The sequence below is a fragment of the Halosegnis marinus genome (assembly GCF_029338355.1).
In the GTDB taxonomy this organism is placed as follows: Archaea; Halobacteriota; Halobacteria; order Halobacteriales; family Haloarculaceae; genus Halosegnis; species Halosegnis marinus.
This window is the reverse complement of record NZ_CP119802.1, coordinates 1,242,448-1,269,245: the sequence shown is the minus strand read 5'-3', so window position 1 is coordinate 1,269,245 and position 26,798 is coordinate 1,242,448. Positions and strand designations below refer to the sequence as shown.

26 protein-coding genes are annotated in these 26,798 nt (G+C 71.6%); 11 read left to right on the top strand and 15 right to left on the bottom strand.

What is annotated here, in order from left to right:
- The first annotated feature begins 24 nt into the window (after window positions 1-24).
- From P2T37_RS07075 to P2T37_RS07065, 3 genes are read left to right on the top strand one after another with little or no spacing between them, the layout of a single operon-like run.
- Window positions 25-2,313 (top strand): ATP-dependent DNA helicase, encoded by a 2,289-nt coding sequence (locus P2T37_RS07075; RefSeq protein WP_276236097.1) that lies wholly within the window; start codon window positions 25-27, stop codon window positions 2,311-2,313.
- Window positions 2,313-2,831: a KEOPS complex subunit Cgi121 gene (gene cgi121, locus P2T37_RS07070; protein WP_276236095.1), complete on the top strand. Its 519-nt coding sequence runs from the start codon at window positions 2,313-2,315 to the stop codon at window positions 2,829-2,831. Before P2T37_RS07075 ends, cgi121 begins: the two co-directional genes overlap by 1 nt.
- A 46-nt stretch (window positions 2,832-2,877) precedes the next feature.
- Window positions 2,878-3,183, top strand: coding sequence for a DUF5789 family protein (locus tag P2T37_RS07065; RefSeq protein WP_276236094.1), 306 nt, complete (start codon window positions 2,878-2,880; stop codon window positions 3,181-3,183).
- A gap of 2 nt (window positions 3,184-3,185) precedes the next feature.
- Here P2T37_RS07065 and P2T37_RS07060 read toward each other — a convergent pair whose 3' ends face one another.
- Complete coding sequence (locus P2T37_RS07060; RefSeq protein ID WP_276236093.1) at window positions 3,186-3,344, bottom strand: DUF7556 family protein; 159 nt, start codon at window positions 3,342-3,344, stop codon at window positions 3,186-3,188.
- Between the two features lie 136 nt (window positions 3,345-3,480).
- On the opposite strand from P2T37_RS07060, the gene P2T37_RS07055 reads away from it, so the two are divergent.
- The 3 genes from P2T37_RS07055 to P2T37_RS07045 are packed head-to-tail and all read left to right on the top strand — an operon-like array spanning window position 3,481 to window position 6,655.
- Window positions 3,481-4,320: a CBS domain-containing protein gene (locus P2T37_RS07055; protein WP_276236092.1), complete on the top strand. Its 840-nt coding sequence runs from the start codon at window positions 3,481-3,483 to the stop codon at window positions 4,318-4,320.
- Complete coding sequence (glyS, locus tag P2T37_RS07050) at window positions 4,317-6,095, top strand: glycine--tRNA ligase (RefSeq protein ID WP_276236091.1); 1,779 nt, start codon at window positions 4,317-4,319, stop codon at window positions 6,093-6,095. The genes P2T37_RS07055 and glyS overlap by 4 nt, the downstream gene beginning before the upstream one ends.
- Window positions 6,095-6,655, top strand: a complete 561-nt coding sequence (locus tag P2T37_RS07045) for a diacylglycerol/polyprenol kinase family protein (RefSeq protein ID WP_276236090.1) — start codon at window positions 6,095-6,097, stop codon at window positions 6,653-6,655. The genes glyS and P2T37_RS07045 overlap by 1 nt, the downstream gene beginning before the upstream one ends.
- Here P2T37_RS07045 and P2T37_RS07040 read toward each other — a convergent pair.
- Both P2T37_RS07040 and P2T37_RS07035 read right to left on the bottom strand, forming a co-directional pair.
- Window positions 6,633-7,811: a cation:proton antiporter gene (locus P2T37_RS07040; protein WP_276236089.1), complete on the bottom strand. Its 1,179-nt coding sequence runs from the start codon at window positions 7,809-7,811 to the stop codon at window positions 6,633-6,635. The two genes, P2T37_RS07045 and P2T37_RS07040, sit on opposite strands and share 23 nt — an antisense overlap.
- Window positions 7,811-8,287 (bottom strand): cation:proton antiporter regulatory subunit, encoded by a 477-nt coding sequence (locus P2T37_RS07035; RefSeq protein ID WP_276236088.1) that lies wholly within the window; start codon window positions 8,285-8,287, stop codon window positions 7,811-7,813. The genes P2T37_RS07040 and P2T37_RS07035 overlap by 1 nt, the downstream gene beginning before the upstream one ends.
- 99 nt (window positions 8,288-8,386) lie before the next feature.
- On the opposite strand from P2T37_RS07035, the gene P2T37_RS07030 reads away from it, so the two are divergent.
- On the top strand, window positions 8,387-8,995 hold the full coding sequence (locus P2T37_RS07030; protein WP_276236087.1) for an Sjogren's syndrome/scleroderma autoantigen 1 family protein: 609 nt from the start codon (window positions 8,387-8,389) through the stop codon (window positions 8,993-8,995).
- Here the strand turns inward: P2T37_RS07030 and P2T37_RS07025 are convergent.
- Window positions 8,992-11,478, bottom strand: a complete 2,487-nt coding sequence (locus P2T37_RS07025; protein WP_276236086.1) for a DEAD/DEAH box helicase — start codon at window positions 11,476-11,478, stop codon at window positions 8,992-8,994. The two genes, P2T37_RS07030 and P2T37_RS07025, sit on opposite strands and share 4 nt — an antisense overlap.
- 83 nt (window positions 11,479-11,561) lie before the next feature.
- Here P2T37_RS07025 and P2T37_RS07020 point away from each other — a divergent pair, with 83 nt between their 5' ends.
- Complete coding sequence (locus P2T37_RS07020; protein WP_276236085.1) at window positions 11,562-12,017, top strand: TIGR00725 family protein; 456 nt, start codon at window positions 11,562-11,564, stop codon at window positions 12,015-12,017.
- On the opposite strand, the gene P2T37_RS07015 is transcribed toward P2T37_RS07020, so the two are convergent.
- The 6 genes from P2T37_RS07015 to P2T37_RS06990 all read right to left on the bottom strand — a co-directional run bounded on the left by P2T37_RS07015 (window position 12,014) and on the right by P2T37_RS06990 (window position 19,330).
- Complete coding sequence (locus P2T37_RS07015; protein ID WP_276236084.1) at window positions 12,014-13,897, bottom strand: ABC transporter ATP-binding protein; 1,884 nt, start codon at window positions 13,895-13,897, stop codon at window positions 12,014-12,016. The two genes, P2T37_RS07020 and P2T37_RS07015, sit on opposite strands and share 4 nt — an antisense overlap.
- A gap of 46 nt (window positions 13,898-13,943) precedes the next feature.
- Complete coding sequence (locus tag P2T37_RS07010; RefSeq protein ID WP_276236083.1) at window positions 13,944-14,774, bottom strand: ABC transporter ATP-binding protein; 831 nt, start codon at window positions 14,772-14,774, stop codon at window positions 13,944-13,946.
- A complete protein-coding gene (locus P2T37_RS07005) occupies window positions 14,771-15,922 on the bottom strand; it encodes a FecCD family ABC transporter permease (protein WP_276236082.1) in 1,152 nt (383 codons plus the stop codon). Before P2T37_RS07005 ends, P2T37_RS07010 begins: the two co-directional genes overlap by 4 nt.
- 90 nt (window positions 15,923-16,012) lie before the next feature.
- On the bottom strand, window positions 16,013-17,227 hold the full coding sequence (locus P2T37_RS07000) for an ABC transporter substrate-binding protein (protein ID WP_276236081.1): 1,215 nt from the start codon (window positions 17,225-17,227) through the stop codon (window positions 16,013-16,015).
- Window positions 17,228-17,299: 72 nt separating this feature from the next.
- A complete protein-coding gene (locus P2T37_RS06995; protein WP_276236080.1) occupies window positions 17,300-18,208 on the bottom strand; it encodes an FAD-dependent oxidoreductase in 909 nt (302 codons plus the stop codon).
- Window positions 18,209-19,330: an ABC transporter substrate-binding protein gene (locus P2T37_RS06990; RefSeq protein ID WP_276236079.1), complete on the bottom strand. Its 1,122-nt coding sequence runs from the start codon at window positions 19,328-19,330 to the stop codon at window positions 18,209-18,211.
- Between the two features lie 123 nt (window positions 19,331-19,453).
- Between P2T37_RS06990 and P2T37_RS06985 the strand changes: the two genes are divergently transcribed.
- Window positions 19,454-20,317 (top strand): SDR family NAD(P)-dependent oxidoreductase, encoded by an 864-nt coding sequence (locus tag P2T37_RS06985; RefSeq protein ID WP_276236158.1) that lies wholly within the window; start codon window positions 19,454-19,456, stop codon window positions 20,315-20,317.
- 317 nt (window positions 20,318-20,634) lie between these two features.
- Here the strand turns inward: P2T37_RS06985 and P2T37_RS06980 are convergent, their stop codons facing one another.
- The 3 genes from P2T37_RS06980 to P2T37_RS06970 are packed head-to-tail and all read right to left on the bottom strand — an operon-like array spanning window position 20,635 to window position 23,801.
- The gene (locus P2T37_RS06980; protein WP_276236078.1) at window positions 20,635-22,137 is read right to left on the bottom strand and encodes a glutamate-cysteine ligase family protein; all 1,503 of its coding nucleotides are present in this window, start codon (window positions 22,135-22,137) and stop codon (window positions 20,635-20,637) included.
- A gap of 40 nt (window positions 22,138-22,177) precedes the next feature.
- Entirely contained in the window at window positions 22,178-23,095 is a 918-nt protein-coding gene (locus P2T37_RS06975) for a phosphotransferase family protein (RefSeq protein WP_276236077.1), read from the bottom strand.
- A gap of 46 nt (window positions 23,096-23,141) precedes the next feature.
- On the bottom strand, window positions 23,142-23,801 hold the full coding sequence (locus P2T37_RS06970; RefSeq protein WP_276236076.1) for an HAD family hydrolase: 660 nt from the start codon (window positions 23,799-23,801) through the stop codon (window positions 23,142-23,144).
- A gap of 107 nt (window positions 23,802-23,908) precedes the next feature.
- On the opposite strand from P2T37_RS06970, the gene P2T37_RS06965 reads away from it, so the two are divergent.
- Complete coding sequence (locus P2T37_RS06965; RefSeq protein ID WP_276236075.1) at window positions 23,909-24,994, top strand: squalene/phytoene synthase family protein; 1,086 nt, start codon at window positions 23,909-23,911, stop codon at window positions 24,992-24,994.
- 6 nt (window positions 24,995-25,000) lie between these two features.
- Here the strand turns inward: P2T37_RS06965 and P2T37_RS06960 are convergent, their stop codons facing one another.
- Complete coding sequence (locus P2T37_RS06960; RefSeq protein WP_276236074.1) at window positions 25,001-25,261, bottom strand: hypothetical protein; 261 nt, start codon at window positions 25,259-25,261, stop codon at window positions 25,001-25,003.
- A 74-nt stretch (window positions 25,262-25,335) separates the two neighbouring features.
- Window positions 25,336-25,572 carry a helix-turn-helix domain-containing protein gene (locus P2T37_RS06955; RefSeq protein WP_276236073.1) on the bottom strand — a complete coding sequence of 79 codons (237 nt, stop codon included), beginning with the start codon at window positions 25,570-25,572 and terminating at the stop codon, window positions 25,336-25,338.
- 166 nt (window positions 25,573-25,738) lie between these two features.
- Here P2T37_RS06955 and P2T37_RS06950 point away from each other — a divergent pair, with 166 nt between their 5' ends.
- Window positions 25,739-26,782 (top strand): NAD(P)/FAD-dependent oxidoreductase, encoded by a 1,044-nt coding sequence (locus P2T37_RS06950; protein ID WP_276236072.1) that lies wholly within the window; start codon window positions 25,739-25,741, stop codon window positions 26,780-26,782.
- Window positions 26,783-26,798: the final 16 nt, after the last annotated feature.

Here is a 26,798-nt window from a genome sequence, read left to right as displayed (position 1 = left end):
CGGAGGCCGCGCTAGCCGTCGCCAATGGACGTCTCCGACGTGCCCGCGGTGCCGGAGTGGCTCCCCGACCACCTCCGGGCCGACGGCATCGACTCGCTGTACCCGCCGCAGGCCGCGGCGGTCGAGGCCGGCGTCACCGAGGGGGACTCGCTCGTCGCCTCCATCCCGACGGCGTCGGGGAAGACCCTCATCGCGACGCTGGCCATGCTGGCGGCCGCCCGCAACGGCGGCAAGGCGCTGTACATCGTCCCGCTTCGCGCGCTCGCCTCCGAGAAGAAGGCCGAGTTCGAGCAGTTCGAGCAGTACGGCGTCTCCGTCGGCGTCTCGACGGGCAACTACGACTCCGACGGGGAGTGGCTCGCCGAGAAGGACATCGTCGTCGCCACCTCCGAGAAGGTGGACTCGCTCGTGCGCAACGGCGCGCCGTGGCTCGACCGCCTCGACTGCGTCGTCGCCGACGAGGTCCACCTCGTGGACGACCCGAACCGCGGCCCCACCCTCGAAGTGACGCTCGCGAAACTCCGGTCGCGCAACCCCGCCCTGCAGGTCGTCGCGCTCTCCGCGACCATCGGCAACGCCGGCGAACTCGCCGAGTGGCTCGACGCCGAACTCGTGGACTCCTCGTGGCGACCCATCGACCTCCGGAAGGGGGTCCACTACGGGCAGGCGCTCCACTTCGACGACGGGACGCAGGAGGAACTGCGGGTGCAGTCCTCGGAGAAGCCGACCGCCGCCATCGTCCGCGACACGCTCCGCGACACGACGGAGGACGGCGAGGTGGTCGAGGAGGGCGGCTCCGCGCTCGTCTTCGTCAACTCCCGGCGCAACGCCGAGGCCGCGGCCCGGCGGCTGGCGAACGTCACCTCGGGGGAACTCGACGGCGACGAACTCGCCGCCCTGGACGAGATAGCCGAGGAGATACGCGGCGTCTCCGACGCCGAGACGAGCGACGACCTCGCCGACGCCGTGGCGAAGGGCGCGGCCTTCCACCACGCCGGCCTCGCGCCGCGCCACCGCGAACTCGTGGAGGACGCCTTCCGCGACCGCCTGGTGAAGTGCGTCTGCGCGACGCCGACGCTCGCGGCCGGCGTGAACACCCCCTCGCGGCGGGTGGTCGTGCGCGACTGGCGGCGCTACTCGGGGGACGCGGGCGGGATGAAGCCGCTCTCGGTCCTGGAAGTCCACCAGATGATGGGCCGGGCCGGCCGACCGGGGATGGACCCCTACGGCGAGGCCGTCCTGCTCGCGAACAGCCACGACGAACTGGACGAACTGTTCGAGCGGTACGTGTGGGCCGACCCGGAGCCGGTTCGCTCGAAACTGGCCGCGGAGCCGGCGATGCGGACCCACCTGCTCGCCACCATCGCGTCGGGCTTCGCCGACTCGCGCGACTCCCTCCGGGAGTTCCTCGAAGGGACGCTGTACGCCGCCCAGACCGACGAACAGGGCCGGCTCGACCGGGTGATGGACGACATGCTCGCGTACCTGCGCGTGAACGACTTCATCGAGGAGACCGATTCTGGGCGCCTTCAGGCTACCGCCCTCGGCCACACCGTCTCGCGACTCTACCTCGACCCGATGAGCGCGGCGACGATAATCGACGGCCTGCGCGACGCCGACGACCCCTCCGCGCTCGGCCTCTACCACCTCGTCTGCCGCACGCCCGACATGTACCAGCTCTACCTCCGGTCGGGGGAGCGCGAGGAGTTCACGATGGAGGCGTACGAGCGCGAGGGCGAACTGCCCGGCGACACCCCCTCGGAGTTCGAGGAGTCGCGGTTCGACGACTGGCTCTCGGCGCTCAAGACCGCGATGCTGCTGGAGGACTGGGCCTCGGAGACGGACGAGGACCGCATCACCGACCGCTACGGCGTCGGCCCGGGCGACATCCGCGGGAAGGTGGACACGGCGGAGTGGCTCCTCGGCGCGGCGGAGTCGCTCGCGGGCGAACTCGGCCTCGGCAGCGCCGTCGGGGTCCGCGAGGCGAAGAAGCGCGTCCAGTACGGCGTCCGGGAGGAACTCATCGACCTCGCGGGCGTGCGCAACGTCGGGCGCAAGCGCGCACGCCGGCTGTTCGAGGCGGGCGTCGAGACGCGCTCGGAACTGCGCAACGCCGAGAAGCCGGTCGTCCTCGCGGCGCTGAAGGGGCGCCGGCGCACGGCCGAGACGGTACTCGAAAACGCCGGCCACCGGGACCCGGACATGGACGGCGTGACGCCGGACCCCGACGCCGCGCCCGCGGACGACGAGGAGGGGATGGCGACGCCCGCGACGGGCGACGACGAGGACCAGGCGAGTCTGGGTGACTTCTGATGGAACTCGTCGAGGGCACGGTGACGGTCGGGGGCGAGCGGTTCCCGGACACGGACGCGTTCGTCGACGCGCTCGGCGCGGTGGGCGACGAACACGGCGTCACGGTCCAGGCGTTCGACGCCCGCCTCGTCGTCTCGGCGCGCCACCTCGGGCGGGCGCTCGAACTCGCGGACCGCGAGCGCGCCCGCGGCGACGGCATCGCCCGCGACCGGGCCGTCGAGGTGCTGCTGTACGCGGCCGGCCGGCGACAGATACGCCGCGCGCTGGCGATGGGGGTCGGCGAGGGGGAGACCCCGGCCGTCGTCCTCGTCGCGGCCGCGCCGGACGGGTCGGGCGACGAGGCGGCCGCCGCCGCGGCGGTGGGCGACCTGCTCGCCTCGAGGCCGACGCTGGGCGAGTACGACCCCGAACGCGTCCGCGACTTCTTCGGCATCGGGGAGCGGGAACTGGCCGCGACGGACGCGACGCTCGCGGACCTCGTGCTCGAACGGGTCGCGCTGCTGGTCGTGGAGCGGTAGTCCCGGCCCCGGCGCTTAACAGGCGGGCGGGCGAACGCCGCGTGGCATGAGCGACCGCGACCCGACCCGCGACCCGCGCGAGCGTACCGAGGACCCGGCCGAGCGCATCGAGCGCGTCCTCGACGAGGTGGCCGCCGAGGGCGGCTACCCGGCGAACACCGACGACCTCGCGGCCCAGTACCGGGCGACGGAGTTCGACCTCGCCAACGAGACGGAGACGTTCGCGGACGCGTTCGACAGGCTGGCCGACGAGTACGAGGCGTTCGACGACCCGGAGGCCGCCCGCGAGGCGCTGACCGCACAGCTACGGCGCGACGAGCGGTTCGACGACGCGTTCACGAACGAGCGGTAGACTCAGCAGTGCTCCGCGAGGACCGGTGCCTGCTCCCGCGGCATCGAGAGCCAGGCGTCGTCCCGCGAGACATCGGCGACGAGGAGCGCGCCGTCGTCGACGGACGCCATGACCTCCCCGTGTTCGGTCGCGCTTCCGGTGACCGCTGAGTCCGGAGCCATGCTTGCGATTAGTTAACACGAAGTACATAAGGTTGACGGATGGACAGTCGCGGCCGTCGTTCCCCCGCTCGGCGGCCCCGTCGCGCCGTCCCACGGAAGTGTAAGGACTTAGTACGCGGCGCGCGGCGTTGTGGCTATGAACGCCGCAGACGCCATGACGCCCCGCGAGTCGCTCGTGACGGCCGTCGTCCCCGGCTCGCGCGAGGACGTACTCGACCGCCTGCAGGACAACGAGTTCTCGTCGATTCCCGTCGTCAACGCCGAGAACGGCGAGTTCCGCGGCCTCGTCTCCCGCGAGCGGCTCATCGAGGAGCCCGACGAGGACCAGCTGGCCCTGCTCGTCGAGGAGGTCGAGTCCGTGAGCGCCGACACCCCGCTGTCGGAGGTCGCCGCGCTCATCCGCGAGACGGGCCAGCGGCGCGTTCCCGTCGTGAACGACGACCTCGAGGGCATCGTCACCATCACCGACGTGGTGCGCGCGATGGCGAACGGCGAGGTGGCCGCCGACGCCGAGGCCGGCGAGCTGATGGCGACCGACGTCAACGCCGTCTACCGCGAGACGCCGCTCACCGTCGCCGAGCGCGAACTCGCCTACGCCGACGAGGCGTACGGCGTCGTCCTCGACGCCGAGGGCCGTCCCGAGGGGATGCTCACCGAGGTGGACATCCTCGACGTGGCCCGCATCGTCGAGGGCGAGGAATCGACCGGCGACGCCATCGCCGACGAGGACGACGACTGGAAGTGGGAGGGAATCAAGGCGACCGGCTCGCGGTACCTCCCGACCCGGAACGTCGAGATACCCGCCGAGCCGGTCGCGGGGTTCATGACCGACTCGCTCGTCACCGTCTCGCGCTCGAAGTCCGCCACCGAGATCGCCCAGCTGTTCATCACCGAGGACATCGAGCAGGTGCCCGTGATGAACGGCGACGAACTCGTCGGCGTCGTGCGGGACACGGACCTGCTGGAGGCGCTATGAGCGAGGAGCTGGAGACGGTCGCGGAGCTCGCAAAGCGGCGGGGCTTCTTCTTCCGGTCGTCGGAGGCGTACGGCGGCGTCGCCGGCTTCTTCACCTACGGCCCGCAGGGCGCCGCGCTGAAGCGCAACATCGAGGACGCCTGGCGCGACCGCTTCGTCACCCGCGAGGGCAACATGGAGATATCGGCGCCCGACGTGATGCCGGAGCCGGTGTTCGAGTCGTCGGGCCACCTCGACGGCTTCGACGACATGATCGTGGAGTGTCCCGACTGCGGCGCCTCCCACCGGGCCGACCACCTCGTCGAGGACAACTCGGAGTACGAGGACGCGGAGGCGCTCGGCGTCGAGCGCGTCGCCGAACTGCTCGGCGAACTCGACGTCGCGTGTCCGGCCTGCGGCGCGTCGCTCGCGGACGAGCCGGTGGACGACTTCAACCTCATGTTCGAAACGGCCATCGGCCCGGGCACCTCGCAGCCGGGGTACCTCCGCCCGGAGACGGCACAGGGCATCTTCGTTGAGTTCCCGCGGCTGAAGGAGTACGCCCGCGGCAAGCTCCCCTTCGGCGTCGCCCAGGTCGGCACGGCGTGGCGCAACGAGATATCCCCCCGCCGGGGTCTCATCCGCGTCCGCGAGTTCACGCAGGCGGAGCTCGAACAGTTCATCGACCCCGAGACGGACGAGCCACCCCTCGACGAGGTCGCGGACGTGTCGGTGCCGCTCTACTCGGCCGAGGCGCAGAGCGGCGACGGCGGCATCGAGACGTACACCGTCGGCGAGGCGGTCGAGGCGGGCGTCATCGAGTCGGACTGGATAGCCTACTACCTCGGCGTCGCGCGCGACTGGTACGCCTCCGTCGGCATCGACATGGACCGCTTCCGCTACCGCCAGCACCTCGCCGGCGAGCGCGCCCACTACGCCGCGGACTGCTGGGACGCCGAGGTCGAGGTCGACGGCGAGTGGATCGAGGCGACCGGCTTCGCCTACCGGAGTGACTACGACCTCTCGAACCACGCCGCGGGCTCGGGCGAGGACTTCACCGTCTTCCGGCAGTACGACGAGCCGCGAACGGTCGAGCGGGCGACCGTGGACCCGGACATGGCGACGCTCGGCCCGGAGTTCGGCGGCGCGGCCGCCGACGTGGCCGCGGCGCTGGACGACCTCGCGGCCCGCGACCCCGACGCCTTCGACGGCGACGCGGTCGAAGTCGAGGTGGACGGCGAGCCGTACGAGGTGGACACGGACGTGGCGAACTTCTCCGTCGAGACGGTGACGGAGTCGGGCGAACACGTCACGCCGCACGTCGTGGAGCCCTCCTTCGGCATCGGTCGGCTGTTCTACGCCGCACTCATCCACTCCTATCGCGAGGACGAGGTTGACGGCGAGGCGCGCACGTACCTCGACCTCCCGGCCGAACTCGCGCCGACGTTCGCCTGCGTCGCGCCGCTCGTCTCCAACGACGAGGGCATCGTCGAGCGGGCCGAGGAGGTCCGCGAGCGCCTGCGCGCGGCCGGCTTCGAGGTGGCGTACGACGAGTCCGGCTCCATCGGCCGGCGCTACCGCCGGCAGGACGAGGTGGGCACGCCCGTCTGCGTCACCGTGGACCACGAGACGCTGGAACAGGCGGAGTACGACGACGCGACCGTCACCCTGCGCGACCGCGACACGACCGCGCAGGCGCGCGTCCGCGCCGCCGACCTCCCGGCGCTGCTGACGGAACTGCGCGCAGGCACCGACTTCGCCGCCCTCTCGGAGCGCGAGGACGTCCACCCGCTCTGATGCGCGCGGAGGTCGAGCGCCGCCTCGTCCACGCGACGGGGGCCGCGTTCCCCCTCGCGTACGCGCTCGACCTGCTCCCGTACGCGGCCCTGCGACTCCTCCTCTCCGTCGCCGTCGCCGTCGCCGCCGTGCTGGAGGCGCTCCGCCTCTCCGGGCGCGTCCGCTGGGCGTTCTTCGACCGCCTCACCCGCGAGTACGAACGGTCGGCCCCGGCGGGCTACGCGCTGTATCTCCTCTCGATGGCGGCCGTCGCGTGGCTGTTCGCGCCCGACGCGGCGATACCCGCGATGCTGATGCTCGCGCTCGGCGACCCCGTGTCGGGGCTCCTCTCGACGGGCGGGCTCCGGCCCGCGAAGCGGGGGTTCGTCCTCCTCGCGATGTTCGGGGTGTGTACCCTGCTCGCGCTCCCGTTCGTGGGGAGCGTGCCGGCCATCGCGGGCGCGGCCGCCGCGACGCTCGCGGACGGCGTGAAGCCCGTCGTCGCGGGTTACGTCGTGGACGACAACCTCACCATTCCGCCCGCCGCCGCCCTCGCGATCACGCTGGCGACGACGGTGTGAGCCGCGCGACGACGGTTCGCTCGATGCGCCCGGAGTAGCGCATCAGCGTCGTGCCGAGGACGCTCATCACGAGGACGTAGCCGACGGTGAGCGCGACGAGTTCGGTCGCGCCGACAGAGAGGGCGATGGCGGCGATGACCAGCGAGAACTCCCCGCGGGCGACCAGCGCGAGCGCGACCCGGGTCGACCGGCGCTCGTCCAGCCCGTAGGCGCGCCCGCCGACGTACCCCGAGACGAGCTTCGAGGCGGCCGAGAGGACGACCAGGACGACGAGCGGGAGGGCGACGGCCCCGAGCGCCCCGAGGTCCGTCTCCAGCCCGACGGCGAAGAAGAACACGGCGGCGTAGAGGTCCCGCTCGCTGACGATGAGCCGCTCGATGCGCCCGACGTGGGAGGTCGTGCCGACGGCCGCGCCGAGGAAGAACGCCGCGACGGCCTCGCTGACGCCGGCGGAGAGCGCGAGCCCCCCGACGAGCGCGGCGAGGCCGACCGTCCGGAGGAGGAACAGTTCGTCCGAGTCGGTCTCGAACAGCCGTTCGAGCAGTGCCGTGCCGCGGGCCGCGAGCAGGACGAGCGCGGCGACGACGGCCAGCGAGACGGCGAGCGACCGCCCGATGCTCGCGGGCGTCCCCCCGACGGCGACGGCGGCGACGACGGCGAGGTAGACGGCGACGACGATGTCCTCCGCGACGAGCACGCCGAGGATGGCCTCGCTCTCCGGGTCGGCGATCCACCCGAGGTCGATGAGCGACTTCGTGATGACGGCCGACGAGGAGATGGCGACGACGCCCGCGAGCAGGACGGACTCGAAGACGGAGAAGCCGAACGCGAGGCCCAGTCCCAGCCCCACGAGGCCGTTGAGCCCCATGTCGATGCCGCCGGCACGAAGCACCTTCGTCCGGGCCGCGGCCAGCCGCGAGAGGTTGAACTCCAGCCCGATGAAGAAGAGCAGGAGGACGACGCCGAGTTCGCGCAGCAGTTCGATGAACTCCGTCGTCTCCACCAGCCGCAGGGGTGCTATCGGCGAGGCCGGGCCGAGGAGGAGGCCGGCGACGATGTACGCCGGGATGACGGACTGGTCGACGCGCGCGGCGACCGCGCCGCCGACGGCGAGCGCCGCGAAGACGATGCCGGCCTCCAGCAGGACGGCCGCCATCAGGTACAGCGGTCCTTGAACCGCTCCTGCTCCTCGCGGGTGCCGAGCGTGACGAGGATGTCGCCGGCGCGGAGTTCGAAGTCGGCGTCGGGGTTCGGCGTCGTGTCCGGGCCGCGCTGGACCGCGATGACGGAGACGCCGGCGACGTTGCGCAGGTCCGCGCCCGCGAGCGTCTGTCCCGCGACCCGCGAGTCGTCGCGCACCTCGGTCCACTCCAGCACGGCGTCGCCGAGCGGCACCGCGAGTTCGTCGGTGTCGACGCTCTCGAAGTACGCCCCTTCGAGGATGGAGCCGAGCCGGTTGGACTCGTCGCTGGAGAGGTCGAGCAGGCGTTCTGAGTCGGCGTCCTCGCTCGCGCGGCGGAACAGCTCCACGCGGCCGTTGTGGTGGAGGAGGACGACCGCGCGCCCGCCCGCGTCGAGGTCGAGTTCGAACTTCCGGCCGACGCCCGGCACGTCGGTCTCGTAGACGGTCATGCGCGTCCCGTGGTCGGGAGGCGTCTAAACGGTTCGTGTCGACGGGGGCGAGCGGCCGCGGGCACAGCGCTTTTGCGACGCGACGGCGTTCGGGCGGGTATGAGCGACTTCGACCGCGAGGCGGAGCGGGAGAAACTGCGCGAGCAGTTCGAGCAGGACAAGCGCAAGCGCGAGCAGTCCGAGCGCATGTCCGAACTCCTGCTCAAGGGCGCGACGATGACGAACAAACACTGCGACCGCTGTGGCGACCCCGTCTTCCGGTGGGACGGACAGGAGTTCTGCCCGACGTGTCAGGGCGGGCCGGGGGGTCAGCCCGAGGCGGGACAGGCCGGACAGGAACAGGCTGAGCAGGCCCGGCAGGCCGGACAGGCGCAGCAGGGCGAACCGGCGTCACAGGAAGGTGTCGAGGCGACGCCGGAACCGGAGGGGAGAGGGGAGCCGCAGCCGACCGAGGTTCCCGAACAGGCCGAGGCGCGCCAGCCGACCGAGCCGGCGCCCGAGCCGAGTCCCGAGCCGACCACACCCGCACGGCCCGAACGCACCGGGCGCGCGGACGACGACGTGACCGCCGCGCGGGCCTCGCTCGCGCGGACGCTCTCAGAGATGGCGGCACAGGCGGAGAGCGCCGACGACCTCGCGGCGACCCGCGAGTACCTCGCCGCGGCGAAGGAGGCCGCCGAGGCGCTGGACGCGGCCGACCGCCTCTAGGTGTAGTCGCCGCCGATAACCTCGCGGAACCGCTCGGCCGTGACTGGGCCGACGCCCGACACCTCCAGCAGTTCCTCCTCGCTCGCCGTCATCACGGCCTCCACGCTCCCGAAGTGTTCGAGCAGCGCGCGCGCCGTGACGGGGCCGACCTCCGCGACGGCGGAGACGACGTACTCCTGTTGTTCGTCCAGCGTCCGGTTCGACTTCTCGCCGTGGACGCGCACCTCGCGGCTCGACTCCTCCTGTTCGCGCCGGGCGATGACCTCGATGAGGTCGGCGGTGTCGCCCTCGTCGCGGGTGAAGAGGACCGAGGCCCCGAAATCGACGGCTAGCGAGGCCAGCGCCCCGCGGATGGCGTTCGGGTGGACGTTGCGCTCGCCGTAGAGGTCCTCTCCCTCCACGATGACCACGGGCCGCGCGTAGTTGCGGACGGCGTCGCCCACCTGCTCGAACATCGAGCGGTCCTCGCCGAGCAGGGTGTCGAGGAAGTCGCTCACGCTCTTGCGCTCGACGACGACGCGGTCCGAGAGCACGTAGTCGCCGACGGCGAGCGTTTCGAGCCGGGTCGTGATGCCGTCGCGCGTCGAGAGGTCGCGCGCGATGGTGGAGTCGAGTTCCCGCTGGTCGGCGACGATCTCGACCCCGTCGCCGTCGGTTCCGGCGGTCGCGGCGACGCGGTCCTCGGGGGCGGGTTCCTCGTCGTCGGACTCCTCTTCCGTGTCGTCGCCCCCCGTTTCGGGTCCGTCGGCTTCCCCCTCCTCGCCCGCGAAGGAGTCGAGGCCAGACTGGCCCTTCGTCGCGGCCGCGCCGGCGCTCGCCTCGGCCGTCGCCTCAGTGTCGGTCTCCGCGTCGTCGTCGCTTCCCTCGCCGTCCGCGTCGCCTTCCTCCCTGTCCGCGTCGGCGAAGTCCGCCAGCGACTCCTGCCCGAGTTCGGCCTCCACCTCCCCGGCCATCCCCTTCAGCTTCCGGAGCTCCTCCTCCATGCGCTTCTCCTCGTTTCTGGACATCCAGAAGAACGCCTCGTCGCGGGTGTCGTTGGCGATGAGGACGACGACCTTCCCCTCCGAGGCGCGGCCGGTCCGGCCCTTCCGCTGGATGGAGCGGACGCCCTTCGGGACGGGTTCGTAGAAGAGGACGAGGTCAACGTCGGGCACGTCCAGCCCCTCCTCCGCGACGCTGGTGGAGACGAGCACCTCGAACTCCCCCGCGCGGAACCGGTCGAGCGTCTCCTTCTGCTCTTTCTGGGTCATCCCGTCGGAGCCCTCCTTGTCGCCCTGCCCGACGAACCGCCGGGTGTCGAACGACTCCGAGAGGAACTCGGTGAGCGTCTCCGCGGTGTCGCGGCTCTCCGTGAACACGATGGCGCGCGACCCGCCTTCGAGGCCGAACGTCTCCGCGAGCAGGATGCGGGTCTTGCGGAACTTCGGGTGGAGGCCGTCGAACGACTCGGCGAGGCGCATCGCCTCCTTCACCTTCGGCTCGGAGACGAACCGCTGGCTCGCCTTCGACGACCCCGACGAGCGCGCCTGTTCGCGCTGGCGCTCGAAGTACCGCCGCAGCGACTCGACGGACTGCGTCTCCACGAGTTCCGTCGCCCGCCGGAGCTTCATCACCTCGGCGTGGGCGGACATTCCCTTGTACCCCTCCGACTGGTCGTTGGACATGAGCCGCTGGAGCTGGCCGCGCGCCTTGTTCAGCTGGCCCTGGCTCATGTTCGGGTCCGTGGAGTTCACCACGCCGAGGTCCTTCAGCTTCTCCAGCCGGTCGGTGATGACCTCGTTGAGCGCGTCGCGGATGGCGAGCACGTCGTCGGGGAGGTCCACGTGTTGCCAGTCCACCTCCGTCCGGTAGGTGTGCTCGGCCACGTCGGCGTCGTCCTCGGTCATCACCTCCACCTCGCTCAGCCCGAGGTTCTCACACACCCGGAGTATCTCCTCCTTGTCGCCCCCGGGGGAGGCGCTCATCCCGGTGACGAGCGGCTCCTCGGCGTCGGCGTGGTAGCGGTCGGCGATGTAGTTGTACGCGTAGTCGCCGGTCGCGCGGTGACACTCGTCGAAAGTGATGTGCGTGACGCCGGCGAGCGAGACGCGGTTGCCCACGAGGTCGTTCTCGATGACCTGCGGGGTCGCCATCACGACGCGCGCCGACTCGAAGAGGGCGGCGCGGTCGTCCGGGCGCACGTCCCCGGTGAAGACGACGATCTCGTCGTCGGGGACGTCGAGCGCCTCGCGGTAGAACTCCGCGTGCTGCTGGACGAGCGGCTTCGTCGGCGCGAGCATCAGCGAGGTGCCGCCGTACTCGGCGAGCCGGTGGGCCGTGACGAGACAGGAGACGGTGGTCTTGCCCAGCCCGGTCGGGAGACAGACGAGCGTGTGGGCCTCGCACGCGGCGTCCGCGAGCGTCGTCTGGTACGACCGGTCCTCCAGGAAGCCGGGCGCGAGGAGGGGCCGGTCGAGGTACTCGGACGTGTCGGAGGCCGCCATGTGCCGGTGTTAGCGCGTTCCGGCGAATAAGGGTTCGCGTGCCGGGGCGGAAGTGAAATGCCGCCCGCGCCGGGAGTCGGGGTATGCGCGTGTCTGTCATCGGCGGCGGCCGGGTGGACGACCGGACCTACGGCGTCGCCCGCGAACTGGGCGAGCGGCTGGCCGAGCGCGGCCACGCGGTCGTCTGCGGCGGCTACGGGGGCGTGATGGAGGCCGTCTGTCGCGGCGCGAAGCTCCGCGACGGCCGCACGATAGGGATTCTGAAGGGCGAGCGCCCCGACGAGGGGAACGAGTACCTCGACGTCCCGATAGCGACGGGCATGGGCAACGCCCGCAACACCCTCGTCGTCCTCAACGGCGACGCGGTCGTCGCCGTGGACGGCGGGACCGGGACGCTCTCGGAACTCGGCCTCGCGCTCGACTTCGGCAAGCCCGTCGCCGGCCTCGGCACCCACGACCTCACGGAGTTCGACGGCTTCGAGGCCGTGAACACCGTCGAGGACGCGATAGCGAGCGTCGAGCGGCGGAGCCGGGCTTAGTCGCCGCCCTCGGCGACGACGCGCTCGCGGAACCCCTCGGGAAGCGAGTCGAGGTCGCCGGCCTGCACGCTCCAGAGGTCGGCGTAGAGGCCCCCCTCCTCCAACAGGGTCGCGTGGTCGCCCCGCTCGATGACCTCGCCGTCCTCCAGCACGAGGATGGTGTCGGCCCCCTTCACGGTGGAGAGCCGGTGGGCGATGGCGAACGTCGTCCGGTCCTCGGAGAGCGAGTCGAGCGACGACTGGATGAGGTACTCCGTCTCCGTGTCGACCGCGGAGGTGGCCTCGTCGAGGACGAGTATCTCGGGGTCCTGCAGGACGACGCGGGCGATGGCGACGCGCTGGCGTTGCCCCCCGGAGAGCTTCACCCCGCGCTCGCCGACGCGGGTGTCGTAGCCGTCCGGCAGGCTCGTGATGAAGTCGTGGGCCTCCGCGGCCTTCGCGGCCTCGCGGACGGCCTCGTCGGGGGCGTCGAACCGGCCGTACCGGATGTTGTCGGCGATGGTGCCGTCGAAGAGGAACGTCTCCTGGCCGACGTAGCCGACGTGCGAGCGGAGCGACTCCATCGTCACCTCGCGGATGTCGTGGCCGTCGACGCGTATCTCCCCCCCGGTCACGTCGTACATCCGGAGGAGCAGTTTCAGCATCGTGGACTTGCCCGCTCCCGTGGGGCCGACGAACGCGACCGTCTCGCCCGGTTCGGCCGCGAAGCTCACGTCGTCGATGACCGTCTCGGAGCCGTCGTACGCGAAGTCGACCTCGTCGTACACGACGTCGCCCTCGACCTCGTCGAGTTCGACGGCGTCCTCCGCATCGCGCACCTCGGCGGGGATGTCCATCAGCCCGAAGACGCGCTCGGAGGAGGCCTTCGCGTTCTCGTACTGGTCGATGATGTTCGACACCTCCGCGAGCGGCGTGGCGAACCGCTGGGAGAGGAAGAGGAAGGCGACGAACGTCCCGACCTGTAGCTCCCCGGTCGCGCCCGGCGGCGCGCCGACGAACAGCCAGTAGCCGCCGACGAGGAAGGTGAGGGTGAACGAGACCCCGGCGAGCAGTTCCATCCCCGGCCGGTAGAAGTAGGAGAGCCGGAGCATCGCCATCGTGTCGTCGAACAGCTGTTTCGAGTTGCCGCGGACGCGCTCGGCCTCGTATTCCTCGCTGGCGGTCGTCTTCGTCAGCTCCATCCCGGCGATGGAGTTCTCCAGCCGGGTGTTGAGCCGGCCCATCGTGGAACGGCGGGCGGCGTACAGCGGCTCGGCGCGCTTCATGAACCAGTAGGTGAACACGGTCATGAGGGGGGCGACGAGCAGCGTGACGGTCGCGAGGTAGGCGTTCTCCAGGAAGAGGACGACGCCGATGCCGAGCAGCATCGCGCCCAGCCGCACCGCGCCGGTGAGCGCGTTGTCGAGGAACATCTCCAGGTTCTCCGTGTCCGACGAGAGGATGGACATCGTCTCGCCGGTCTGCTTGTCGTCGAAGAAGGACATGTCGAGCCGGCTCATCTTCTCGAAACAGTCCACGCGGACGGCGTGCATCACGCCGTGGGCGAACTCGTTGGCGGCGACGCCGTAGAGGTAGGTGAAGACGCCCGTGGCGACGAACGCGGCCGCGATGAGGGCGACGGAGAGCTCGAACGCGCCCACCGACCCCGTCGGGAGGACGCCGTCGGGAACGAGCGGGAGGGTGTACGCCTGTCCGTTGAGCGCGTTGACGGCCGCGCCGAGGACGAGCGGCGGCACCAGGGAGGCGAACTGTGCGACGAGGTTGGCGAGGACGCCGAGCGCGAACCAGCCGTAGCGGGGCTTCCCGTAGGCGGCGAAGAGGCGACGCATCGGCTCGTCCACGTCCGCGCGATAGCGGTCGAAGACGCTCTCTTCGGTCATTGTCGGTCGAACGGACCGCCCCCGGATATGGGTTCCTGTCCCGGCGTCAGTCGAGCGGGCGGTGCGGGACGACCTCGGGCCCCTCGCGGACCGTCGCCTCGACGCCGAACACGTCCGCGAGGAGGTCCTCGGTCACCACGTCGGCCGGCGGGCCCCAGTCGTAGGGCGTCCCGTCGCGCAGCGCGACGAGGTTGTCGGCGTAGCGGGCCGCCTGCGCGATGTCGTGGAGGACGACGCCGACGGTGACGCCCCGCTCGCGGTTGAGTTCGCGCACGGCGTCGAGCACCTGGAGCTGGTGGCGCAGGTCGAGGAACGTGGTCGGCTCGTCCAACAGGAGGACTTCCGGCTCCTGTGCCAGCGTCATTGCGACGCGGGCGAGCTGCTGTTGGCCGCCCGACAGCTGACCGACCTCGCTGTCCGCGAGGTCGGCGACGCCGGCCAGCCGGAGCGCCTCCGCGACCGCCTCGTGGTCCGAGTCGTCGAGCGGTTCGAGGAAGCCGCGATGGGGGTGACGGCCGTGCCGGGCGAGTTCGCGGACGCTGAGCGAGGCGGGGAGGTCGCCGTCCTGCGAGAGGAGTCCCAGCCGACGCGCGAGCGGCTTCTTCCCCATCCCGTACACGTCGTCGTCCCCGATGGTCACGGTCCCGGCCCACGGTTCGAGCTGTCCGGCGAGCGCCTTCAGCAGCGTCGACTTGCCGGAGCCGTTCGGGCCGACGAGCGCCGTCACCTCCCCCGCCGGGAGGACGACGTGTTCGCACTCGACGACCGGCTCGTCGGTCGCCGGGTAGCCGACCGCGAGGTCGTCGCCGACGAGTGCCGGGCCGAGCGCCCGGTCGCTCCCGTCCGGCTCCCGCTCCGCGTTCGTGCCGGTACTCATAGTTCACCAAGCTGTGCGCGGCGGCGCATCAGGTACAGGAAGTACGGGCCGCCGACGAGGCCGGTGACGATACCGACGGGTATCTGCGTCGGCGAGCCGAGCGCGACCTCGAAGAACAGCCGGGCGCCCACGTCCGCGACGACGAGGAGCGCCGGTCCGGCGAAGGTACAGCCCACGAGCAGCCGCTTGTGGTCGCTGCCGAGAATCGTCCGCACCATGTGCGGGACGACGAGGCCGACGAAGCTGACGATGCCCGCGACCGACACTGCGGCGGCCGCGGCGACGATGCCGACGCCCGAGAGTAGAAAGCGAGTGCGCTCGACGCGCATCCCGAGCGCGCTCGCGGTCGACTCCCCGAGCACGAGCACGTTGAGTTGGCGCGCGCCGAGCGCCGTCCCCGGAAGCACGACGAGGACGACCCACGGGAGCACCGTGCGGACCTGCTCCCAGTCGACGCCCGTGAGTGAGCCGGTCGTCCACGCGACGGCCTGCTGGACGACGCCGACGTCGCCCGCGAAGAAGAACAGCCCCGTCTGGAGCGAGTTCAACACCGTCCCGACGATGACGCCCGCGAGCACCAGCCGGACGGGGGAGGTGCCGCCCTGCCACGCGATGGCGTAGACGACGAGGAAGGCGGCGGTGCCGCCGACGGCGGCGAACAGCGGGAGGAGCGCGGCGAGGCCCGGGAGGACGACGAGCGTCAGCAGGATGGCGAGGCCCGCGCCCGAGGAGACCCCGAGGATGAACGGGCTCGCGAGTTCGTTGCGCGTGACCGCCTGGAATATCGCCCCCGACAGCGCGAGCGCGAGGCCGACCGCCGCCGCGACGAGCACGCGCGGCATCCGTATCGACCAGACGATGAGCGTCTCGCGAGAGAGGTCGAACTCGGTCGAGAAGCCGAGCGTCGCGGCGAGGCCGTCGCCGAGCAGGAACGTCGCGAACACGTTCGGGTTCGTCCACACCGCGGGGTCGAACACCGCGCCCCACGCCGTCCCGAGCGACATCGTGTACGTGCCGAAGCTCACCTGTATCAGCCCGGCGGCGACGGTCGCGGCGAGCGCCCCGAGACAGAAGGTGACGAGCGAGGGGTCCACCCACTCGAACCGCTCCCCCGCGGCGACGCCCGACGTGTCGGTCTCAGCGGCCATCGTTCACCCCTCGTCCGTGCATGCGTGGTTTTAGGTTCCCCTAATTCTCTAAAAGCCGTTCGGTTCCGGCCCGGTCGGGGCGCGCGCCGGTCACACGTCACCCCGGACCGCGGCCGACAGACGCTCGCGGTCGAACAGCCGCTCGGACGCGTCGAACGACGGGTACGAGTCGCCCTCCTCGTAGACGGGCCACTCGCCGAACCGCTCGGGGTAGAGCTGTTTGGCCGTCATCTCCAGCTGGAAGAGGTTCATCAGCGGCCCCTGCCACCGCGTCCCCTGCGTGTAGACGCGGTCGTTCCGCACGGCCGAGAGTTCGCTCCCGAGGTCGTCCTCGGCGAGGTTCCGCCGCATCGCGTCGTAGTCGACCGCGCCCGTGACGCCCCACAGCGTGAGCAGGACGTCCGGGTCGGCCTCCAGGAGCGCCTCCATGTCCACCTGCTGGAACGCCCCGTCCCACCCGTCGTCGCCGAAGGCGTCGGTCGCGCCGAGCGGTCGGGTGTGCGCGTTGAAGTAGCCCGGCGCGTTCAGCCGGAGCACGTAGATGGCGGACAGGTCCGTCGAGATGGAGAGGTACGCCGCCGTCGGGCGCTCGCTCTCGGGCGGAAGCCCCGCCTCGATGGTGGAGAGGAGGTCCGCGCGGAGCGCCGCGAGCGCCTCGTAGCGCGCCCGCTCGCCGTACAGCGCCGCGACCCCCTCGAACAGCTCCCACAGCGAGTGGTACTCGTAGCCGTCGGCCCACGCCGCGGGCGGCTCGGCGTGGAAGTTGCTGTAGTAGTTGCCGAACCACGGCCCGACCGCGTCGCCGATGTCCTCGACGTCGCCCCGGTCCCAGTTCTCCTGTGTCGTGGCCCACGCCGGGTCGACGAGGTGGAGGTCGCTGTCCAGTTCGTACAGCTGCTCCTTCGAGAAGCCGTAGGCGGTCGTCCGGTCGCGCCACGGGATTTCGACGCCGTCGAGGTCCGCCGTGAAGTACTCCATCGCCGTCGCGGTACCGTCCCACCAGACGCTGTTGATGCTCTCCCCCTGCCCGAGCGCGGTCGCCATGTCGGCGAACCACGGGAAGTGGGCGAACACGTTCGTCGGCGGCTCCTCCAGGGTGACCTCGCCGACGGGCGAGAGCTCGGCCCGGTAGCGCGGCCCGTCGGTCGCGGTCCCCGTTTCGCCCTCGGTCGCCGTCGCGGCGTCCCCGTCGGTCGGCGTCTCGCTCCCCGTCGCGCCGCTACAGCCGGCCAACAGCCCCGTGCCGACGGCCGCGCCGGCCCCGAGCAGTTCCCGCCGCGTCGGTCGTGTGTCCTCTCGTGCCATGTTTTTAGGCCCACCTAAACGTAGAAGAACGCTTCGGTTATTCGGCGGGCCTAAATCGGGAGGAGGGCGGGGTCAGTCGTCCGACGGGTCGGTCCGCGCGTCCAGTTCCGCGGCGTACTCGCGGACGGCGTCGTCGTCCGCCGCGTCGAGGAGCGCCGCGTCGTCGAGGTGTTCGGCGAGGCGTCGGTGGCCCTCGGCGGTCAGTTCCTCGACCGCCTCGGGCGAGCGCCGGGTGGCGAACGCGCGGTCGATGTAGCGTTCGCGGAGTTCGGCGAACCGCTCCTCCGAGAGGTCGTGGTCGCCCGCCTCGTTCGCGAACCACTCGCGCCAGCGGTCGCGGTCGCCCCACTCGCCGGCGAACTCGCTCTCGGGGCGGAGCCAGTCGTACTCCGTCGCGAGCGCGGGCGGGAACCCCTCCGCGCGCCGGTCGTCCTCGATGAGGCTCCGGGCGACCTGTGCGCCCTGTCCGGCGGCGACGACCGCCTGCGCGTTCCGCCCGCCGTTCGGCGCGGCGACGTAGAGGCCGTCCACCGGCGTGCGACCGTCGCGCTCGGGGAACTCGGGGTCGAACCGCTCGTGTTCCTCGCCGTGGTGTTCGTGGACCGCGAACGCGTCGTCGCCGACGACGGGCCGCAGGTAGGAACCGTCGTACCACGCCGCCGCGAGGACGTAGCTCGCGGTCGGTTCGCGCCCGTCGGCCGTCGCGACCCGGAATCCCTCGTCGTCGCGCTCCACGGACTCGACGAGGTCGTCGACGAGCGTCGCGCCGGCCGTCTCGACGTGGTCGGAGAGCAGGTCGGTCAGCGTCCCGACGTCGATACCACCCGGGAAGCCGGGGTAGTTCTCGACGTAGGCGGCCCGCGGGAGCGCCGCGCTGCCACGGTCGAAGACGACGACGTCGAGGCCGTAGCGCGCGAGGAAGACGGCCGCGGCGCTGCCGGTCGGGCCGCCGCCCACGACGACGACATCGGTGTCGGTCATCTACAGGTCGCGCGCGACGACGTCGGCGACGCGCTCGCGGTCGAACAGGTCGCCGTCGAAGCCGTAGAGCTGGCCCGCGGTCCGCTCCGTCAGCACCATGTACGTGATGGGCCCCTGGTACAGCCCGCCGGCGCGGTACACGTCGCCGTTCCGAACGGCGGTGAGGTCGGCGGTGGTGTCGTTGTCCTCGAGGTAGGCGACGACCGTGTCCTCGAACTCCGCCCGGGTCTTCGACTCGTAGCCCCGCAGCATGAGGACCTCGGGGTCGACCTCCAGCAGCGTCTCGTTGTCGATGGCGCCGCGGCTCCCGTGGAAGTCCTGGATGTTCGTCTCGGCGAGCGCGTCGCGGACGCCGAGCGCGCGGAGGTGTTCGAACCCGGTCCCCTGGCCGATGAGGTACGGGTAGTACTGTTCGGGTTGGTCGCCGACGCCCCACAGTACCGCGACCTCGGGGCGCTCCCCCTGTCCGGGGACGACCGGCGCGAGGTTCGACCGGAACTCGTCGTCGATGTCGACGAACGCCTCGTAGCGGTCCGTCCGGTCGAACACCTCCGCGAGCTTCCCGAACGCCTCGTACAGCGTGTAGTAGCGGTAGTCGTCGTGCCACGGGTAGTGCTGGGCGTAGATGCAGTTGCCGAACAGCGGGCCGACGCGGTCGACGATCTCGTCCACGTCCGACTGCGCCCACCCGTCGAAGCGGTTCATGAGGAAGTTCGGGTCCATGACGTGGACGTCGGCGTCGAGCTCGTAGAACAGCTCCTTGCTCACGCCGCTCTGATACAGCGACACCATCCCCGACGTGTCCACGGAGACGCCCGGTACCTCGTCGTAGTACTGCGTGTGGTACCGGCTCGTGAGCCAGACGCCCTTCGGCGGCTCCAGCCCGAGCGCGACGCCCATGTCGGCCCAGCTCCCGTTGTTCGCCACCCACGTCTCGGGGACGGACTCGAACGTCACCTCGCCGACCGGGGCCATCTCCACGGTGTAGGCGGTGTCGGTCGGCGTCCCCGTCGCGGTCGCCGCGGTGTCGTTCGTCGGCGTCTCGCTCCCCGTCGCGCCGCTACAGCCGGCCAACAGCGCGGCGCCGGCCGCGGTTCCGGCGATGAAGTCTCGTCGTTGCACACCGAGCGGTCCGTTTTTGGCCCACCTAAACCATTCGATTTTTCGGCCGGCCTAATCCGCGGAGGTTCACATGTTTCCCCGGAGCTATACCGTCCCGGGCGTACACCCCCGAGTATGGCCGATATGAGCGTCGAGGAGGCGCTGGCGACGTACGGGCCGAGCGAGATAACGCGCGCGGACGTCCTCGAAGTCGAGGACCCGAACTACCGACCCGGAAACGTCGCGCTCGTCACGGGCGCGGCGGGCGGCATCGGCCGCGCGACGGCGCTGTGTCTCGCCGGCAACGGCCTCACCGTCGCCGGGGTGGACGTGGACGAGGAGGGCCTCGCGGAGGCGCGCGACCGCGCCGACGACCTCGACCTGCCCGGGCGCATCGAACCGGTGCCAGCCGACCTCACCGACGAGGCCGCCATCGAGCGCGCGGTCGAGGAAGCGGCGAAGCTCGGCGACCTGCGCTACCTCGCCAACATCGCCGGCCTCCAGACCATCGCGCCCATCGCGGAGTTCCCCGTCGAGAAGTACGACCTGATGCACGACGTGATGCAGCGCGCACCGCTCCTGCTCACGAAGGCCGCGTGGCCCCACTTCGAGGAGACGGGCGCGGGCGTCGTCGGCAACATGTGTTCGGTCCACGGCCACATCGTCACGAAGGAGAAGGTCGCGTACAACACCGTGAAGTTCGGCCTGCGCGGACTCACCCAGTCCATCGCCGCCGAGGGCGAGGGCTCGATTCGGGGGTTCTCCGTCTCGACGGGCTACGTGAAGACCGAACTCGTGGCGAAACAGCTCCCCGACTCGGCCGACTCGCGCGGACTGACCGTGGACGAGACGGTCGAGCAGGTGATGCTCGGCCACACGCGCGTCAAGGAGATGATGGAGCCGTACGAGGTCGGGAACCTGTTCGTGCAGGGCTTCTCGAAGCACGCGAGCCACCTCAACGGCGGCGACATGACCCACGACGGCGGGATGAGCCTGACGTACGAGTAGTTCGCGTCGAGGGGTTCGGTTTTCCTCGGTCGCGGTCTCGACATCGGGAGGACGGCGAACGCCCTGCTCGCGCGGTTCGAGGGGAAACAGCACCGTCACGGCACCGGCCACACGCCTCCCCAGCCGATTCGCTCCTCACTCCGTTCGTCGCTCGTCCCTCGCACGCCGGCCGACTCGCGACGGAACGCGAGTCAGCGCGCGCCGTGCCGGAGGTTCAAGTCGTATCGCGCGGCCAGCCGCGCCGTCCTGTGAGAACAGCGGGGACGGTTCCGCGGTAGCGCGGCCCGCCCGTCGCCGACGTGAGGGCCGCCTGCACGCTACAGCCAGTCGACGAAGCTCCCCTCGATGAGCGTGTCCGACTGCGCGTCGATGTACTCCGCCTGCATCCCCCAGACGGCCTCGGCGAACGGCTCGCCCGCCTCGAACCGCTCGCGGACGCGCTCGCGCTTCCACGACGCGGGCGTGACCCCGCGGTCGACGCGCTCGCGGAGCGGGCGGATGTAGCGGTTCGCCTCCTCGGGGGCGACGCCGCTCTGTTCGAGGCCGGCGCGGGCGTACTCGAAGAGCTCCGAGTAGAGCACGTCCGCGTCCGTCGTCTCCTCGCCGTCGGCCGTGATCCACGCGAGGTCGGCGTCCAGCCCGTCGGCCGCGGCGGCGTAGAAGTTCGACTCGGCGGCGGACCACTCCTGCCCGTAGACGGGGTGTTCGAGCCGCGGGAGCGACTCCATCAGCCCCGCGAACGTCGCGAGGAAGGCCACGGAGTCGCGGACGGTCGGCTGGCCGCCGATGGGCCGGAACTCGATGCGGGCGTTCGCGCTCTCGCGCGAGGCGCCCTCGATGACCGGCCGGACCCACCGCCAGTAGGAGCCGTGCTTGTGGCGGTAGTGCGCGAAACGGTCGTCGAAGCGGCCGCCGCCGTCCTGCAGTTCGGGGACGACCGTCTCGTCGGCCGCGACGCGCTCGACGGCCTCCTCGACGGAGTCGAGGTCGCGGGGGAAGCGCACCTTCGGGTCGTCGTCGGGGTTGAGCACGGACTCGAACACGTCGATGCGGTTCTCGGCGGGCGACTCGGCGACGACGACCGCCGGCTCCTCGACGTAGAGGTCCGGCGGGAAGAACGGCGAGTTCACGCCGAGCGCGAGCAGCGGCCCGGCGACCCGGAGCGCGTACCGGAAGTACGTCGGCAGGTCCGCGGCCTGCGGCACCTGGTAGTGCGGCTGGATGGAGGTGATGAGGCTCTCCGGCATCACCGTCGCGGCGTCGAGTTCGACGCCGAACGCGTCCAGCCGCATGTCCGCACTGAAGTCGGTGTTCCCCATCGCGTGGTAGCGCACGGCGTCGCTCATGTTCGTCGCCAGCCGGACGCCGTCCTCCTCGACCGAGTCCGCGAGGTAGGAGGTCGCCGTCTCGCCCACGGGCGGGTGGGTCCACAGCGCGTCGGAGACGAGCCGCAGTCCCTCGGCGACGGCCACGTCCTCGGCCGCGGAGAGCCGCGCCTGCACCTCCGCCTCCTGTGCGCGCAGGCCGTAGCCCGAGAGCGGCTGTGGCGAGGTCTGCATCTCGGCGTTGTGGAGGCCGAGTTCCTTCTCGAAGCCGACGTACTCCAGCAGGCGGCGCGGCACCCGTGCCAGCGCGTTCGTCTCGGCGTCGACGGCGTAGAACTCGTACTCGAGGCCGACCACCCCCTGCGGGTTGTCGAAGGTGCCGTCGCCGACCTCGGCTTTCAGCTCGGCGACCTCCCGCTCGACACGAGCGGCGAACTCGTCGGGGTCGGTGTCGAGTATCTCCCGCACGCGGGCCGCGAGCTCCGAGCCTGACATACTCCCACCGTCGCGCGCCGGGGATTAGAACCCTTGCGGCTCACAGTAGCGCGCGGAGGCGCTCCCGGTGGAAGGCGAGCGCCGCCTCGCCCTCGCGCTCGGGGTAGTCGGGACGGGTCACGGTGCCCGTCGAGTCGACCGCCGACCGGACGACCGCGGCGACCCGGTGAACCGGGGCCGGGTCGGGCCACGGACGAACCGTCTCGTACCCCGAACGGAACACCGTCCGCAGGCGCTCGCGGTCGTCGCCGTACCAGTCGCAGACGAGGTGTTCCGTCTTCGCGACCGACAGCGCCGGGCCGGCGGCCAGCGGCTCGCCCCAGTCGAGGACCGCCGTCACGCCGTCGTCGTAGAGGGCGTTGCCGGGGCGGAGGTCCCACGGGAACAGCCGGGCGGGCGGCGCGTCGGGGAGGGCGGCGTCGGCCGCGAGCGACCGTATCGGTCCCCGGAGGTCGTCGAAGGCCTCGGGGAGCGCGTCGACCCCGGCGTCGAGGTAGCCGCGGAACCACGCCGACCAGTCGGGAGCGGTCGCGACGAGGTCGCCGTCTGCGAGTTCCAGCGGCCCGTAGCCGCCGAACGCGAAGGCGTCGTGACAGGCCGCGAGCCATCGGCCGAACGCGCGGGCGACCGCGGCACGCTCGTCGTCGGGGAGCGAGACGAACCGCTCGTGGAGGTCGTCGCCGGCGGCCCGCTCCGCGACGACGTAGCCGAGGGCGTCCACCCGCCCCGTCGCGAGGACGGCGGGAACCGGAACGGGCGTGCGCTCGCGGACGGCCCGCGCCAGCGCGGCCTCCACGGAGAGGGCGTCGGGTCGCTCCGACAACTGCACGACGACGCCCCCGCCGTCCGCGAACCGCACTAGCCGCGTCTCCTTGCGGTTGCCGCGGGCGGCCGGCGCCGACTCCGCGACCGTCCGGTCGGGAAACTCCCGGTCGAGGACGGTCGCGACCGCGTCCATACGCCGTACTCGTCTCGCAGGGGCAAGGAACCGGCGGCTCCGGCACTCAGTACACGCCGCCGAGGTCGCCGACCGAGCGGAGGTCGTGGGTGGGAGCGTGCTCGCCCGGCGATGCACCGTCGGGGTTGACCCACGCGACGGGGAGGCCCGCCCCGCGTGCGCCGCGCACGTCGTGTTCGAGCGAGTCGCCGACGTACAGCGTCGCCTCGGCGGGGGTCGAGAGTCCCGCGACCACGCGCTCGAAGGGGTCGGGATGCGGCTTCCGGCGGTTCATGTCCCCGGCGTACACGATTGCGTCGAACGCGTCGAGGAGGCCGAGCGCGTCGAGTTTCGTTGACTGGCGGGGGGCCGGGCCGTTGGTCATGAGGCCGACGGGACCGTTGGCGCGGGCCGCGTCGAGGGCGGCCGTCGCCCCCGGCAGCAGCGACACGTCCGACCAGTCGAGGCGGGCGACGAACGCCTCGGCGAGCGCCCGGGCGTCGAGGTCGCGGCCGCGCTTCGCCGCGAGGCCGGCGAACGCGTCCGCCAACTGCTCGGTCTCGGTGTCGTAGTCGGTGATGTCGCCGAGTTCGGGCCACAGGTCGCCGGGGTCCGCGAACCGCTCGACGCCGGCGTCCGCGAAGGCGCCGTCGAACACCGGCTCGATGGCCTGCCGGTGGCGGCACAGGGTCCCGTCGAGGTCGAACGCGGTCGCGGCGTAGCGCACAGCCCCGCTACGAGCCGGGCGGGCAGGAGGGTTTCGGCGGGAATCGGGTCACACTCCGGTCGGATTCGCCACGGGGCTTTAGTACGAGGCCCCGCTTCATAGGGACGATGAGTAACACGCCGGGGGAGGGGCCGGCCGCCGGGGCGTCGCCCCCGACCGACGCCGACCGGGCGTGGACGTTCGAGGCCGTCGAATCCGTCTCGCGGACGTTCGCGTTGAGCATCGAGCTTCTGGAGGAGCCGGTGGCGTCGTGGGTGTGTACGGGGTATCTGCTGTGTCGCATCGCGGATACGGTGGAGGACGACCCCTCGATTCCGCCGCGCGAGCGCGCCGACCTGCTGGAGACGTACGACGCCGTCCTCGACCCGGAGGACCCGACCGACGCCGACGACTTCCTCGCGGCCGTCGCCCCCCACCGCCCCGACGACGGCGGCGACGACTGGGCCGTCGTCGACCGGACGCCGCGCGTGCTCGCGGTGTTCGGCTCCTTCGACCCGACGGTGCGCGCGGCGATGCGCGAGGTGGTCCGCGAGATGGCGACCGGGATGGCCGAGTTCCTCCGCGAGTACGCCGACCGCGGCGGCCTCCGGCTGGAGACGGTCGAGGAGCTGGAGGAGTACTGCTGGTACGTCGCCGGCACCGTCGGGAAGCTGTTCTCGAACCTCCTCGCCGTCCACGGGACCGACGGCGAGGCCGACCCCGAGGACGCCCGCCAGTTCGCGCTGCTGCTCCAGCTCGTGAACATCGCGAAGGACGTGCGCGACGACTACGCGACCGAGAACAACGTCTACCTGCCGGGCGAGTGGCTCCGCGAGGAGGGCACCGACCACGAGTCGGTCGCGGACCCCGACAGCGCCGACGCCGTGGCCCGCGTCGTCCGCCGGGTGACCGACCGCGCCGCCGGCTACGCCCCCGGTGCGCGCCGCTACCTCGATACGGTCCCCGGCGACGCGGGACTGCTCCCGGCCGCGGCGCTCCCGTACCTGCTCGCGCTCGCGACGGTGCGGGAGCTCGACGGGCGAGCGCGGGAGGCGGTCACCTCGCGGGGAGCGGTGAAGATAGACAGGGCGGAAGTGAAAGCGCTGTACGCGGCCGCCGACGGGGGCCTCGACCACGAGGAACTCGACCGGCTGGCCGCGGCGGTTCGCGAGGAGCCGTATCGCCCCCCGGCGCGGTCGGAAACGGACGACTGAGTTCCGTTACTCGACCGCGATGGGGTCGGCGTCCTCGTCGACCTCGAGTTCCACGTCGATACCCGCGGAGCGGCGGAACCGTCGGGCCGCGGCGGCCGCGCCGACGCCGACCACGAGCAGGAGGCCGAGCGGGAGGGCGCGGGAGCCGCGCGAGCGGCCCGACTCGGACGCGTCGGCGGAGACGACGGGCAGTTCGTCGCCGGAGCCGCCGAGGGAGGGAGCGATCGTCGCGTCGTCCAGGTGCATCTCGAACAGGGTGATGTTCATACCACCGGATGGACGGCTCGGAGCTTAAACACGTACTGAGCCGTGCTGTCAGGCGTCCTGCCGCGCTCGGCGCGTCACTCCTCGGCGAGCGAGTACACCCGCTTGCGGGCGTCGCGCACGCACCGTTCCTCGACGACCCGGCCCGTCTCGACGAGCTGGCCGAGCGCCTCGCGGATGGTGCGCGCCGAGAGGCTGGTCGCCTCCGTCAGTTCGGACTGCGTCTGCTGGGAGCGGTGCTGTAACACGAAGTGGACGAACTTCGCGCTCGGCGTGAGGTCGTCCGGGGGTGTGGTGGTCTCGGTCGTCGCCATGGTGGATGCCGGCCCGTCGCCGTGTCTGTCGTCCGTACGTCGCGGCAACACTTAGCCGTTCTTCGGCGTCGGCGTCACCGGGTGACGACGGTGTCACTCCCCGGCGGAACCGGCGCGACGCGCCGCCCCACGGGGGTTTTTGCGCGAGCCGCCCCTACCCCGAGTCATGCCCGACATCGGAATCGTCGGCGCCGGGGCCGGCGCGGCCGCGGCCGCCTTCGTCCTCGACGCCGCCGTCCCGGACGCGACGCTCACCGTGGTGGAGAAGTCCGGGGGCGTCTGCGGCCGCGCGGCCACCAGACGCCGCGGCGACTACGAGTACGTGTACGACTACGGGGCGAACTACGTGAAGGACGACGACGAGCGCGTCGTCGAGCTCCTGACCGAGACGCTCGACGACGAGGGACTCGTGGACGCGAGCGCGCCGATACACACCTTCGACGCCGACGGTTCGGTGTCGCCCGGTCGCGACGCGGACGACCGCAAGTGGAGCTACCGGCGCGGCCTGACGCAGATAGCGAAGCGGCTGTTCGGGGAGACGGACGCGACGATACACCGGCGGACGCGCGTCGAGACGCTCGTCCGCGACGGCGACGCGTGGCGGCTGGTCGATACGGCGGGCGGGGAGTACGGCCCGTTCGACGCGCTGCTGCTCAATCCGCCCGCGCCCCAGAGCGCCGAACTGCTCCACGACGCCGAGTGGGACGCCGAGGCGCGGACGGCGCTCGCCGACGCCGCCGAGGCGGTTCCCTATCGGACGATCTGGACCGCGGTGCTCGGCTACGAGTTCGAGCTCGACGTGCCGTACTATGGCCTCGTGAACGTGGACAAGGAGCACGAACTCGGCTGGCTCTCGCGAGAGGAGTGCAAGCCGGGCCACGTCCCCGACGGCGAGAGCGTCCTCGTCGCGCAGGCGAACCACGAGTGGTCGGTCGAGCACTACGACGACGACCCGGCCGGGAACGTCGCGGCGCTTGCGGACCACGCCGCCGACGTTGTGGGCGACGACCGCCTGCGCGACCCCGACTGGACGGACCACCAGGGGTGGCGCTACGCGCTCCCCGGCGAGGCCGTGGCGGGCGGCCCCGTCGAGAGCGCCGAGGAACACGGGCTCTACGCCGTGGGCGACTGGGTCGCGGGCGAGGCGCGCCTCCACGCCGCCCTGCGGAACGGGCTGGACGTCGGCGAGCGGGTCGCCTACGCGCTGTGAGCGGAATATGAATCCT

Coding starts and splice junctions, on each gene's coding strand:
- P2T37_RS07005 (WP_276236082.1), bottom strand. CDS start 15,922: ATGGCCGCTGAGACCGACACGTCGGGCGTCGCCGCGGGGGAGCGGTTC.
- P2T37_RS06965 (WP_276236075.1), top strand. CDS start 23,909: ATGAGTAACACGCCGGGGGAGGGGCCGGCCGCCGGGGCGTCGCCCCCG.
- P2T37_RS06955 (WP_276236073.1), bottom strand. CDS start 25,572: ATGGCGACGACCGAGACCACCACACCCCCGGACGACCTCACGCCGAGC.
- cgi121 (WP_276236095.1), top strand. CDS start 2,313: ATGGAACTCGTCGAGGGCACGGTGACGGTCGGGGGCGAGCGGTTCCCG.
- P2T37_RS07040 (WP_276236089.1), bottom strand. CDS start 7,811: ATGGCGGCCGTCCTGCTGGAGGCCGGCATCGTCTTCGCGGCGCTCGCC.
- P2T37_RS07030 (WP_276236087.1), top strand. CDS start 8,387: ATGAGCGACTTCGACCGCGAGGCGGAGCGGGAGAAACTGCGCGAGCAG.
- glyS (WP_276236091.1), top strand. CDS start 4,317: ATGAGCGAGGAGCTGGAGACGGTCGCGGAGCTCGCAAAGCGGCGGGGC.
- P2T37_RS07060 (WP_276236093.1), bottom strand. CDS start 3,344: ATGGCTCCGGACTCAGCGGTCACCGGAAGCGCGACCGAACACGGGGAG.
- P2T37_RS07020 (WP_276236085.1), top strand. CDS start 11,562: ATGCGCGTGTCTGTCATCGGCGGCGGCCGGGTGGACGACCGGACCTAC.
- P2T37_RS06995 (WP_276236080.1), bottom strand. CDS start 18,208: ATGACCGACACCGATGTCGTCGTCGTGGGCGGCGGCCCGACCGGCAGC.
- P2T37_RS07010 (WP_276236083.1), bottom strand. CDS start 14,774: ATGAGTACCGGCACGAACGCGGAGCGGGAGCCGGACGGGAGCGACCGG.
- P2T37_RS07000 (WP_276236081.1), bottom strand. CDS start 17,227: ATGGCACGAGAGGACACACGACCGACGCGGCGGGAACTGCTCGGGGCC.
- P2T37_RS07045 (WP_276236090.1), top strand. CDS start 6,095: ATGCGCGCGGAGGTCGAGCGCCGCCTCGTCCACGCGACGGGGGCCGCG.
- P2T37_RS06960 (WP_276236074.1), bottom strand. CDS start 25,261: ATGAACATCACCCTGTTCGAGATGCACCTGGACGACGCGACGATCGCT.
- P2T37_RS07075 (WP_276236097.1), top strand. CDS start 25: ATGGACGTCTCCGACGTGCCCGCGGTGCCGGAGTGGCTCCCCGACCAC.
- P2T37_RS06975 (WP_276236077.1), bottom strand. CDS start 23,095: ATGGACGCGGTCGCGACCGTCCTCGACCGGGAGTTTCCCGACCGGACG.
- P2T37_RS07025 (WP_276236086.1), bottom strand. CDS start 11,478: ATGGCGGCCTCCGACACGTCCGAGTACCTCGACCGGCCCCTCCTCGCG.
- P2T37_RS07015 (WP_276236084.1), bottom strand. CDS start 13,897: ATGACCGAAGAGAGCGTCTTCGACCGCTATCGCGCGGACGTGGACGAG.
- P2T37_RS06985 (WP_276236158.1), top strand. CDS start 19,454: ATGAGCGTCGAGGAGGCGCTGGCGACGTACGGGCCGAGCGAGATAACG.
- P2T37_RS06980 (WP_276236078.1), bottom strand. CDS start 22,137: ATGTCAGGCTCGGAGCTCGCGGCCCGCGTGCGGGAGATACTCGACACC.
- P2T37_RS07055 (WP_276236092.1), top strand. CDS start 3,481: ATGAACGCCGCAGACGCCATGACGCCCCGCGAGTCGCTCGTGACGGCC.
- P2T37_RS07035 (WP_276236088.1), bottom strand. CDS start 8,287: ATGACCGTCTACGAGACCGACGTGCCGGGCGTCGGCCGGAAGTTCGAA.
- P2T37_RS07065 (WP_276236094.1), top strand. CDS start 2,878: ATGAGCGACCGCGACCCGACCCGCGACCCGCGCGAGCGTACCGAGGAC.
- P2T37_RS06950 (WP_276236072.1), top strand. CDS start 25,739: ATGCCCGACATCGGAATCGTCGGCGCCGGGGCCGGCGCGGCCGCGGCC.